Source organism: Niallia sp. RD1 (genome assembly GCF_024219955.1).
Lineage (GTDB): Bacteria > Bacillota > Bacilli > Bacillales > Cytobacillaceae > Niallia > Niallia alba.
Map to the genome: position 1 here is coordinate 2,506,320 of NZ_CP100420.1, position 12,722 is coordinate 2,519,041.

Below are 12,722 nucleotides of genomic sequence, written 5' to 3' on the forward strand. Positions count from 1 at the left end.
TCTTCGGACTGGTCGTATTGTACTATTAATTATGGTCAGGTGTTAAGTGGTTTAGACTTTCTATCATGGGATAGGAGCAAGTTTTCATGATAGACGGTGGCGGCGGGTAACGCCGCCATGAGAGTTTTTGTATGAAAACTCTTTAGGTAAAAGGCAACACTAAGCTGAACCTTCTAAATTTGAACTTTTTTAAAAGGCTAGGAATGATTAAATATAGTGCTTTTGTTATTCATTAAGCAATTTGTTCATTAGTGGGTTCAATACGATACCCTTTCCTTTTTAAGTATTGAATCATTTTTTGTTCTTTACTTTGTTCGAGATCAACATAATCAGGGCCTAGTTCCTGATATGGTTGCCTTGTTTTTAAAATATTGTAAGCAATTGTTAGGATTAAATGAGCGGAAGCGATCCGTGCTTTCGATTTTCCTTGTCGTTTCATAATTCTTTTTCTATGTGCAGATATGCGATTATACTGTCTATCTGTAGCCATGGAACATTCAACAGCGGTGGTTCTTAATGATTTGTTTCCGTACTGAGTTTTACCTGTTTTTTTTTTACCGGCACTCTCATAATTTCCTGGACTCACTCCAGCCCATGAGGCTAGATGTTTAGAACTTTTAAATACTGACATGTCTACACCCATTTCAGCTATAAAGATTGCGGATGCATTTTTATCCACACCCGGTATGGTATCTAGTAGTTCGCACTCCTCTTGATAAGGAATAAGCGCTTGGTCTATGCGTTCAACTACTTTTTCGATTGTTTCATCGATGTGATTGATATGGTCCCAATGGAAACGTAACATATCAATATGATGTTTACGTATTCCACCGTTAAGGGCTTCTGCAATATCTGTTGTGCTCGCCTTAACTCTTGAATCAACCATTTGTTGAAGTTCAAACACACCTATTTTTTCGCCGTTTATTAGGGCTTCAATAATGCGACAACCAGTGACACCAAAAATGTCAGATAAAACAGAAGTTAGTTTAATATTTGCATCCTGTAGAATTTTGTGGATTCGATTGCGCTCAGAAGTTCGTGTATGGATGAGTTTTTTACGATACCGGGTTAAATCTCGCAAATCACGAATTTCTTTGGGCGGTACAAAATTTTTTTCAATTAGTCCAGAACGCAAAAGTTTAGCTAACCACTCCGCATCTTTTACGTCTGTTTTCCTTCCGGGAACATTTTTAACATGTTGGGCATTGGCAAGGATTAATTGGAAGTCACATTCTATAACATTCCAAACGGGCTTCCAATATACACCGGTACTTTCCATTACAGCATCCGTTATTTTGTGTGAGGATAGCCAGTCGCTAAGTGCCAAAAGGCCACTTGTGGTTGTTGGAAAGGTTTGAATCTCTTTATTTGGTTTTTTATCTAATGAACCAAATAAAACACAAGCAACTACTGTTTCTTGGTGTACATCTAGGCCTGCACACCGTTCAATCATAGCTTCCATATAATCACCTCAAAGATTTTAATACAATACAAGCGACAGAAGTCATCATACAAAATTTTTGTATTCGTGTTTATAAACACATTAGACGGTTCTTTTAAACTGTCACAACCAGTTTTTCTAACGGGGTATCAACTTGTATTGATCCACCAAACAGTCTTCGGACTGGTCGTATTGTACTATTAATTATGGTCAGGTGTTAAGTGGTTTAGACTTTCTATCATGGGATAGGAGCAAGTTTTCATGATAGACGGTGGCGGCGGGTAACGCCGCCATGAGAGTTTTTCTAAAGGATTGTTGTTTTTTTCAATAGGAAAAAACAATTAGTTGGAAAAATGGAGCAGCCGGAATACACGAAGACGCCACGGGGATTAGCGAGACAGTCTGAGACCCCGGAGGCTCAGCGTCAGCGCGAGCCCCACGGAAAGCGAAGTGTATTCCGGCTGCGGGTAATCGCAACAAACTTTACGAGAACAGCCTATCCTTTTTTTGTTGATGACGATAAACTAGGAAATAACTGCCTCCACCAAGCAGGATAAGTAGTGATCCATATAGTAACAGGGAATAATGAGCTGTTGCTGTATTTGGTAATGGCTTTCCTGTTTCCGGTTTAGGATGGTTGTTATTAGTATCATTATTTTCTAGAAAATCATCTATTTGATCAGCTGTATCTTCTCCAGAATTTTCGTTATCCTCGTCAGTGGAATCTGCTGGTACATCCTCTGGGTCTTCCTTATCAGGTGTATTCACCGGCGTTTCTTCCTCTTCCACTGGTTTCTCTCTTACAGTAATGTTTGCTACCATACGATTTTTGCTATCTTTTGTTTCTACTATAATAGAAGCTGATCCTTCTGCTATTCCAGTTACTAATCCTTTTTCATTCACGGTAGCAACATCTGGATTAGTGCTAGTCCAAATTAGTTCTGTGCTAACCGTTGTATTTTCTGGCAGAATAGAAGCTTCGAACTGAAAGGTTTGTCCTATCTCGATACTAATCGATGTTTGATTTAGTTCTATTGATTCAATTGGAATCAGCGGATTTACTTGATATTCATTAACAGCTACTGTTCCGCTCACTTCATTCCCAACTAGTAGCAGCGGTTTGTTAGTAGGACTGTTCTCTGCTTGGATAAAGGCAAGTCCTTCTGGAGCAACATCCCCACTAATCGTTTGTGAAAAATCTCTTGTATTCGTATAATTTGCAAATGTGGCATTAGAGGGATTGGTAATATTGTAAGTCATTACGCCACTAATGCGTTCTAAGCCAATAAATGCATAAAGCTCATTTCCAATCATGCCTACTTTCACATCTTCTGGCTCCGGCCCTTTTTTTGCACTTCGTTTTTCAAATACATCATCATCGTTTGACCAGTTGAAGTAGTCTGGGTAACGCTCGGCTGTAATTTCTTCAAACTCACTGCCACTATCAAAAACGAGTTCCATTGTATCTGCATTCCAGATGGAGAACGAACGCCCACCTAGAGTGTATATCGCATCGTTTCCACGGTCGGTCAGTACTTCTAACTTGTCATAATCACCAGAGCTTTTCATACGCTCGAAAGTAGCTTCTGCCTCTTGTTGAGTAAATCCTTTAAATAACGACGGATCTAGTTGGATGGAATCTTTGATCTTTTTGAAATCCTTTACGTTAACAAATTCCTCCCATTCTGTCGCATCACCTTCATTTGCAGTTAATAAATATGTCATTCCATCTTTCTCGATTACATCAATCGAGTCTGGCATATATACACCTAAAATTGGTAATGATTCGATTTCAATTTTATCATTTCGTGCTGCATCCAATCCGTTGCCTGGCAGAGAGTGATCTTTAAAGCCTAATGACTTTACTGAAATTACTTTTCCTGTTTCCACATTGATTTTTGCAATAGCATTATTTTCTTGTAGGGAAACGAATGCAGTCTTTCCATCTTCTGTAAGGCTGATGTATTCAGGCTCTAAATCGTGAACCGCATCAGCTAAGGAACCATTGTTTCGGATATGCACATCGGAATCTATTACACTAGTATTATCAAAAAGAACCGTTTTCGCTTGTTTTGTTTCATAGTTAACAATGGTAACAGAGCCTTCTGGATCTGCTCCATTTTCTAAGCCCATTCTTGGTTCTGCTTCATTTGCAGATAGAATATGGTTACCATCTTTAGAGATTACGACATTATCAGGCTGAACTCCAGCTTCAAATGTATGTAGGATATTTCCGTCATAATCTAAGATTACAATACGTCCATTTTTTGTATAATCGACATCTTGAACTGCAGCTGCAATTATTTGGTTTTCCGTATTAATATCAATACTAGTTAAATCTCCATATTGAAAGGAATTACTGTTAAGTAGTTCTGCAATATTAATAGATTTTTCTTTGGATAAATCTTGATGTGTATTTGTTTTTAAAGAAGAAAGGTCTACGATATCAATGGTTTGCAGTTTTCCATTAATGACATAGAATTTTTGATTATCTGGATTGTACTTAACGATTTCCGCGACGCCGCCATCTTTATCTGTTAACCCCGTACTGTAGGAAGCGATCTTTTTCACATCAATTGTATCCGAAAAGGTTGCAGCGCTTACAGAATAGGGAGCCATAAAATGAGAAAATCCGAGTATACAGGTTACAGATAAGGCACTAATTGTTTTAACAAATGTTTTTTTCATTTTTTCCTCCTAAAAAATTGTAGATATTTGTAGAAACATTCCTTTGTATAGTAAAGGTTTATTTTTTTGTAAGCATGTCGGTAGTGTAATTTTCCTGTATAGATTTTGTAAAGATAATGTGAGCAGGTGGGGAAATATTTGGATGTTTGTTTTCTCTTCTTAAATTGGTATAGATAAACATTCTATGAAACAGGAGGGGTTTGCAATGAAGGCTGTCACTTTTCAAGGAACAAAAGATGTACAAGTAAAACAAGTGGAAGATGCGAAGCTCCAAAAGAAAGATGATATTGTTGTTCGAATTACCTCAACTGCAATTTGCGGCTCGGATCTACATATATACCAAGGTGCACTTCCTACTGAAAAAGATTATGTAATAGGACATGAGCCAATGGGAATTGTAGAAGAGGTAGGTCCTGAAGTAACAAGAGTTAAAAAAGGAGATCGTGTAGTACTGCCGTTTAATATATCTTGTGGACATTGTTATTATTGCGAGCATGAGATGGAAAGCCAATGTGATAACGCTAATCCAAATAAGGATATTGCAGATACAGGAGCATATTTTGGCTTTACAGAAAGATATGGAGATTATCAAGGAGGACAGGCAGAATTATTACGTGTCCCATATGGGAATTTTGTACCTTTTGTTATCCCAGAGTCTTGCGAATTAGAGGATGAAGCTTTGTTATTTATGTCCGATGTCCTTCCAACAGCGTATTGGAGTGTTGAAAATTCAGGGGTAAAAGATGGCGATACAGTTGTAGTACTAGGCTGTGGACCTGTTGGGTTAATGACCCAAAAATTTGCTTGGATGAAGGGTGCGAAGCGTGTTATTGCAGTTGATAATATTTCTTACCGACTAAATCATGCGCAAAAAATGAATCAAGTAGAAATCGTTAATTTTGATAACCATGAAGATACGGGTAACTATCTAAAAGAACTAACATCTGGTGGAGCAGATGTAGTAATCGATTGCGTAGGAATGGACGGAAAGAAATCTGCTATGGAAGCAATTGGACAAAAATTGAAGCTCCAAGGAGGAACTCTAAGTGCGATTGAAATTGGCATGAATGCTGTGCGCAAATTTGGTACGATGCAACTGACAGGGGTTTATGGTTCTAAATATAATATGTTTCCATTAGGAAACATATTTGAACGAAACATCACCGTTAAAACAGGACAAGCACCAGTTATTCATTATATGCCAATGCTGTTTGATTGGATCTCCTCTGGAAAAATGGATCCAACGGAAATCATTACACATCGCATTTCATTGGATGACGCAAGCAGCGCTTACCAAATGTTTAACGACCATGAAGATGAAGTCATTAAAGTTGTATTAAAACCTTGATTGTATAGAGACTAATTATATAAACCTAACAATTATATGGAGATTCTAATCAAATTTTCGTATAATTGTTTGGGTTTTTTTATTCATTTTAAATAGGGTTTGTGGTGATCACCCGCAGCCTGAACACACTTCGCTTTCCATGGGGCGAGCTCCAAGCCTGGGCCTTGGACTTTCTCGCCTACGTGTATTCCGTCTGCTTTGTATTTCCTACTCATTATCTTTTCTTTAAAAAAAGGATGGAACGAGTTGGTTTCGCTACTAAATGAGAGATTGTTTGTCTTTATCTATTATATATTTTGTTTTGTCCCAGCCTTTTGTATTTTTGCTAAGCCTTTAAACATATGGCAATTTATCGACGATTTGTCCTTATCCATATGTTTCTACTATCAAAACCTTTATAATAGAAGTGTAAATTAGCTAACAGAGAGGGACGTTTTCGATGAGAAAATACTCCAAGATGATTAAACCCTTTGATATTATAATGGTCGTTCTCCTCTTAGTCATTTCATTTGTCCCAATGGCTGTATTTGCGATGAGCCAAAGTAAGGAAGAAGAAGGCAATAAAGTTATCGCAATTATTACACAGGACGGTAAAGTCATCCGAGAAGTAGAATTAACAGGCCATACGGAAAATGAACAATTCATGATAAAAGGAAAAGGAAAACAATATAATTTAATCGAAGTGGAAAATGAGCAAATCAGAATTAAAGAAGATAATAGTCCAGACCAGATTGGCGTCAAAATGGGATGGAAAGGCATACCCGGACAAACAATTATTTGCTTGCCCCATAAAGTTTTAATTGAAATAGTAGCAGAGAAACCGGAAGAGACGGAAGATAATGGCTTGATCTTGTCTCATTGATTGCCATTTATATTTTTAACCACATTATTTTAATAAAAAGAGGCTGGGACATAAGTATTCCAGCCAAGGATAATTCCGAACAATTATACGAAGATGCTAATGAATGTTCCGTATAATTGTTCGGGCTTTTATTTGTTTTTCAAAGGATGTTTCCATGAAGTTTGGTGCGATTCCCCGCAGCCGGAATACACTTCGCTTTCCATGGGGCTCGCGCTGAGCCGCTTCGGCCTGTGGCCTGCAGGGTCTCAGACTGTCTCGCTAATCCCATAGGAGTCTTCGTGTATTCCGGCTGCTCTGTTTTTCCAACTAATTATATTTCCTCTTGTAAAAAGTATGCGAAAGCAGCCGCTATTTACTAGCTATATTAGAAATTGTTCGTCTTTACAGAGTATCTATTTAGTTATGTCCCATCCTCTTTTTATCATGATTTCATTTCATTTACTTTATCTAAAATTGTAATGGTATCGATTAAATGATTGTTAAAGATTTTTTTTGCAACAGATAGAAGTTCAATGATAGCAGGATCTCTAAGCGAGTATATGACTCGGTTTCCTTCTTTGTTTCCAATAACAATATTTTTAGAGCGAAGAATACTTAATTGTTGAGAAACAGCTGATCCTTCTAATTCTAAAAGCTCAAGAATTTCATTAACACTTTTATCCCCTTGTGCTAGAATTTCTAAAATTTTGATTCGTAAAGGGTGGGCTAATGCTTTAAAAAAATCTGCCTTAAATTGTTGAATATCAAGATTGTGCGACACGTTGCTAATTGAAAAGATTAGCCACTAGCTTAAAGCTAGGAGAACTAAGAATCTGAAGAGTCGAATGATGGGGTAACGCCCTGAAAGGCTCGCCTAATCCTCCGAATAGCGTTCAGGTGGTGCAAAACACTTGAAGGTTATAAGCTCGGTGAAGTCGGTTGAAGGTCATCCTAACGAGAAAGACGAGGAAAGCTCTCTGGAGGCAGAGGGTATGGCTGATAGACCGGGGTTCTACAAGATAGTCTATGGTGAGAAATTAGATGTCACAGCCATCTATTGACGAAATTCCGAATGTACGGCTCTAGAGGTATAGCTATTCGAAATGGATAGTCCCGCATGTCGGGGTTAGTGAGGTAGAGTAAAATTTGTCTTTATGAAATACCTTATGGTGTTACAGGCACCATCCAGCTAACAGGGCTAGAGGAATCACCTACGGATTGTGAATGAATAGATAGGATTCTTGGAACGTGGTAAGCCGATAACGTGGAGAGTTTGCACTCTATGAAGCGGTAGCAGGGAAAGCATATATGTCGAAAGTGTATATGTATAACCTCTTTTATGTCGGTGAAGGTAATGGCACAGTACCAAAGAAACTGTGATAACAAACAGTGGAGGGATAGCCATTAGTCAACTGTTAGAAGACGACATTATTATCACAGAAATTTCAGGTTCGAGTATGACTAAGAGAAATGAAAGCTGAAATTACAAACCCAATTTGGGAATGTAAAGAGGTGAGTAATTGACTGAAACCCATGCAAAGCCGAAGGAGTTAAAAAGTCAAAAGCTGAGAAACAATGAGTATTACAACACGCAAGACATGTTTGACCAGTTATATCAGCTAAGTTCGGAAGGAAAAACTTTTAATAAGTTATATGAATTAGTTGTAAACCCTGCAAATGTTAAACTTGCTTTTCGTAACATCAAGAAAAACAAGGGAAGTAAGACAGCAGGAGTGAATCAAAACACTATATTCGAAATCGGACTTAGAAGCCCTGATATGCTTGTACAATATGTTAAAAATCGCCTAGATGATTATAAACCTCATAAAGTGAAACGTAAGGAAATCCAAAAGCCAAATGGCGGCATTCGTCCTTTAGGAATTCCTACTATTGAAGATAGACTTATTCAACAATGCTTATTACAAGTTCTTGAACCTATATGCGAGGCTCGCTTTCATAAACATAGCTATGGATTCAGACCTCATCGGAGTCAAATCCACGCATATTCAAGGGCTGTAACATTAGCAAACAAAAACAAACTACATTATGTAGTAGATGTTGATATTAAAGGTTTCTTCGATAACGTTGATCATGGGAAGTTGCTTAAACAACTATGGACAATTGGAATTAGGGATAAACGTATTCTTTCGATTATAAGTAAGATGCTCAAAGCTGAGGTTAAAGGAATTGGGAAACCTACTAAGGGAACTCCACAGGGAGGAATTCTTTCTCCGTTACTTTCAAATGTAGTATTGAATGAATTCGACTGGTGGATAAGTAATCAGTGGGAAACATTTAAGACGAGAAAGGATTACACAAAGATACGTGTAATTGGTGGAAAACAGCGGTTTGACCAAACGGTGAAATACGCCACCCTTAAAAGGTATACCAAGTTAAAGGAAATGTTTATTGTAAGATATGCAGATGACTTTAAAATCTTTTGTCGAGACCACAAAACCGCATTTATTATATTTGAATCTTCTAAGCAGTGGTTAAAGGAAAGATTAGGCCTTGAAATCAGCAATGAGAAATCGAGAGTAGTCAATTTACGTAAGAACTATTCGGAGTTTCTAGGGTTTAAGTTCAAAGTAGTTCCAAAAGGCAAAAAGCGTGTTGTTAAATCGCATATGACAGATAAATCACGACGCAAGGTAATTGAGAAAATAAAAACAAAAGCTGAATTTATTCGAAGAAAACCGAATAAGGCTGAAGTAACTAAATTTAACTCAACTATCTTGGGAATTCACAATTATTATCGGTATGCGACACATACGACAAAGGATTTCAGTGAAATTTCTTACTCAGTCAAACGAATCCTGTATAACAAGCTTAAAAAAGCAAAGAGTTCAAAGGGAGTTATCACACCATTCTTTCAAAAAGCATATAAAGATTATCTTAATAAAAAGAAATTCTTTGCGTGTGGCATGATTTTATTCCCGATAGATGGGGTGAAACACAAAAGCCCTTTGAACTTTACTCAGGAGAAAAACTCTTATACCGAAAGTGGACGAATCTTGGTTCACAATAGCCAAGAGGCTGTACCACCGATCATGGTACATTATTTGATGGAAAACCCAATAAAATCGGAGAGTATGGAATACAATGACAATCGACTCTCAAAATATATTGCTCAATTAGGTAAATGTGCAATAACACGTAAAGATTTAATCATTGGGGAAATGGAACTCCATCATAAAAAGCCTAGAAATAAAGGTGGAACGGACGCTTATCAAAACCTTATATTTATATGTAAGGAAGTCCATAAGTTAATCCATGCGGTAAAGGAAAGCGCCATTAATAAGTACCTTAATGTACTGAATCTTAATGAAGAACAACTGAGTAAAGTTAACGCTCTTCGTAAAAAAGTGGGCAACTGTGTAATTGATAATGTAACGAGCTAGTAGTTGATGGGGCGCCGTATGAGGTGAAAGTCTCACGTACGGTGCTAAGCGGGGGAAACTTCAAAGTCTTACCTATCGCAACCAAATGCCTTCCTCCTTTTCTTTCATTACTTTATTGCTATGGATGCTGACTCATTCACTCTTTGGTCTTGTTGATTGGCTAATGTCTCGCATTCTTGAAAAGCAAAGTATTTGCAACCTTGGCATTGATGCTTGTTTACAAGGAGTAAGCTATAGTCGATTGCTTCTCCTGTGTGTATAAAGAAATGATTTGGTCCAATTTTCTCAAACAAGCCGGTTTTTCGAAGGATGCCTTCTGGTTGAGGATTAATTCCACAAATAAGAACTTTTCCATGCTTAGAAAAGCTTTCCACAATATTGGCGAAATAAGCCTCTCCGGTTAAATCCATGAAAGGAACTTTTCCCATCCGAAGAATTAGTATTTCAGGTTGACGATGAATAGAGCGTAATAAGGTTTGCTCAAATGCTTGGGCAGCTCCAAAAAATAACGGTCCCTCCACATCAAAAATGCTAATTTGAGGACAACCGTGGGACAGTTTTTGATCCAGTTTTTCTAGTTTATTTAAGTTGCTAGGCAGTACTTGAGATGTTTTCATTATATCACTCATACGTTTAGTAAAGATAATAATAGCTAAAAACAGGCCTATTTCTACTGCTGTTGTTAAATCAAAAAAGACCGTTAGTAGAAAAGTGACGCTTAATACAAGGGAATCTCCTGTTTTTGTTTTGAGAATTGTACGAAATGATTTCTGTTCACTCATATTCCATGCAACTACCATTAATAAAGGAGCCATGCTTGCGAGTGGGATTTTGCCTGCAAAAGGGGCAAGAACCATTAGAACCAGAAGCACTACGATACCATGAATGATTCCGGAAAGAGGGGAAACTGCCCCACTCTTTATATTTGTAGCTGTTCGGGCAATTGCGCCTGTAGCTGGAATGCCCCCAAATAAGGGAGCAATCATATTGGCAATCCCTTGACCAATTAACTCTTTATTACTGTTATGTTTGCTGTTTGTCATGCCATCTGCCACAACAGCAGATAATAGGGACTCAATTGCGCCAAGAATCGCAATAACAAACGCGGGTTGAATCAATAATGTAATTCGCTCCCAAGTAATAGGCGGAAGATGAAAGGATGGTAATTTATTTGGAATGCCGCCATACATCGAATCAATAGTAGCGATTTCGCTAGGATAAAAAAACGTTGCAATAATGGTAGAAATAATTAATCCCATTAATGGTCCAGGGAGTTTTGGAAACCATTTCGGTGAAAAAAGAATAATCACAAGACAAATAACAGCTGTAAAAATGCTATATAGACTAACTGTATCGAAATGCTGAATGATTTCTCTCATATTAGCTAAGAATGCCTCATGTTTTTCTATATTCCGCAAGCCTAAAAAATTGGAGATTAAATCCCGAATTCAGGTTTCACACCCGATGCAATCGCAAATGCCATCCCCAGTGGAATCGCGATAATACCAACAATAATTCCAGAAGTAATATCTTTTCTAAAAGACGCAAACGAGTAGTGAGTAAATCGATTGTCAATCAATTTCCATTTCATATTAACCCTTCTTCTTTGAATATTTGTATATTTGATTATTTGAATATACTATTAAAATTTACTCTTTACTTTAGTAGAAGTCAAAATAAATTTTGTGAATTATTTTGTTTTGAAGATAGGGAGGCAGGAGGGATAATAGTTTGTTTCTTTATGAGGATTAGAGGGGGGAATAAATGAGAGAATTTGGATGTTATTTGAAAATTTTCGCATATATGACGTCTGCGGGGGTAGCAACAAACTTTACGAAAACGGCCTAATAAAAAACGGTACCACACTTGATATAATGTGTGGTACCAACTCCTACTGAACCTTGATTATTTTTCTTCCTCATCCATAAATGGTTTGTTAACGTAATAATACATAACACCCATAAAACCGACACCGCCAATTAAATTCCCTATCGTAACAGGTACTAAGTTACGAATAATTGCTGGAATAGTAACAGCTGGATTTTGATCTAATACATAAGAAATAGAGAATGTCGCCATATTGGCAATGCTGTGTTCATAGCCAGAAATGAAGAAACAGAAAACAAATAAAATCATTACCGTAATTTTCGCGATATCCTCTTTTAAAGCCATAGGGATAAAGAAAGCTAAACAAACAAGCCAGTTACATAAAATTCCTCGAAAGAAAAGTTCACTAATTGGTGCTTCTAATTTGGTTTCTGCAGCATGGAGCAAGAAGTCATTGACACTAGGAGATTTAAATAGCCCAGTTAACAAGATGAAAACAGCAAAGAAGATTGCCCCAACAATATTTCCTGCATAACTAGTTCCCCAAACTTTAAAAACATCCGTCCATTTAATTTTTTTTCTTAATGCTGCATAAGTATAGTAAAAAGTGTTTCCTGTAAATAAATCACCGCCGCCATATGCGATAAGAATAATTGCTGCGCCGAATACTAAAGCAGCCATTGGGTAAGCAAAAGGTGATTCTACTGCGTAAAAGAAATTTCCAGTTTTAAATGCCACGATTACGCCAAAGCCTATGAACATACTTGCAACAACGGCACGCATAAAAAAGCGAAACTTACTTTGTTTATAAATTTTTAATTTTTTTAACGCTAATTTTTCTACTTCAAAAAGAGATGCGCCTTCCATATTCATAATCCTCCTGATCAAGGTTTTTCTTAGTTTTCACTGTAGTAATGTTTATTACCCTATTATTATCATGCTGATTCCTTAAGAGGTCAATGAAAATATGTGAAAAAAATCACAATAGAAACATTTATTCAAAATTTGTTCACAAATTAAAAGGGATTTAATCTATCTTATTATATTCCCCAAAAAGAACTAGATTAAAATATACAAAAAATATGCAATATTTTTCTGAAAATACAGTAAATAAAAACTTTTATAAAGGTGAAAAAAGTTAAATCTAATGCATAAAATCACAATGGAATAATTTGT

7 protein-coding genes and 1 pseudogene are annotated in these 12,722 nt (G+C 36.9%); 3 read left to right on the forward strand and 5 right to left on the reverse strand.

Annotated features, from left to right (window positions below):
* Window positions 1-232: 232 nt before the first annotated feature.
* Complete coding sequence (locus NKG37_RS11960) at window positions 233-1,462, reverse strand: IS110 family RNA-guided transposase (protein ID WP_100525939.1); 1,230 nt, start codon at window positions 1,460-1,462, stop codon at window positions 233-235.
* Between the two features lie 462 nt (window positions 1,463-1,924).
* A complete protein-coding gene (locus NKG37_RS11965; RefSeq protein WP_169188034.1) occupies window positions 1,925-4,129 on the reverse strand; it encodes a choice-of-anchor I family protein in 2,205 nt (734 codons plus the stop codon).
* A gap of 205 nt (window positions 4,130-4,334) precedes the next feature.
* Here NKG37_RS11965 and NKG37_RS11970 point away from each other — a divergent pair, with 205 nt between their 5' ends.
* Together NKG37_RS11970 and NKG37_RS11975 are read left to right on the forward strand one after the other, a co-directional pair.
* Window positions 4,335-5,477, forward strand: a complete 1,143-nt coding sequence (locus NKG37_RS11970) for a zinc-dependent alcohol dehydrogenase (RefSeq protein ID WP_101730419.1) — start codon at window positions 4,335-4,337, stop codon at window positions 5,475-5,477.
* A 439-nt stretch (window positions 5,478-5,916) separates the two neighbouring features.
* The gene (locus NKG37_RS11975; protein WP_016204264.1) at window positions 5,917-6,339 is read left to right on the forward strand and encodes a NusG domain II-containing protein; all 423 of its coding nucleotides are present in this window, start codon (window positions 5,917-5,919) and stop codon (window positions 6,337-6,339) included.
* A gap of 421 nt (window positions 6,340-6,760) precedes the next feature.
* Here NKG37_RS11975 and NKG37_RS11980 read toward each other — a convergent pair whose 3' ends face one another.
* The gene (locus NKG37_RS11980; protein ID WP_169188035.1) at window positions 6,761-7,099 is read right to left on the reverse strand and encodes an ArsR/SmtB family transcription factor; all 339 of its coding nucleotides are present in this window, start codon (window positions 7,097-7,099) and stop codon (window positions 6,761-6,763) included.
* A 739-nt stretch (window positions 7,100-7,838) separates the two neighbouring features.
* Between NKG37_RS11980 and ltrA the strand changes: the two genes are divergently transcribed.
* Window positions 7,839-9,719 carry a group II intron reverse transcriptase/maturase gene (ltrA, locus tag NKG37_RS11985; protein WP_318010528.1) on the forward strand — a complete coding sequence of 627 codons (1,881 nt, stop codon included), beginning with the start codon at window positions 7,839-7,841 and terminating at the stop codon, window positions 9,717-9,719.
* 107 nt (window positions 9,720-9,826) lie between these two features.
* Here ltrA and NKG37_RS11990 read toward each other — a convergent pair.
* A pseudogene (locus NKG37_RS11990) lies at window positions 9,827-11,310 on the reverse strand (SulP family inorganic anion transporter).
* A gap of 314 nt (window positions 11,311-11,624) precedes the next feature.
* Window positions 11,625-12,413, reverse strand: a complete 789-nt coding sequence (locus NKG37_RS11995; protein WP_016204261.1) for a formate/nitrite transporter family protein — start codon at window positions 12,411-12,413, stop codon at window positions 11,625-11,627.
* Between the last annotated feature and the right edge of the window lie 309 nt (window positions 12,414-12,722).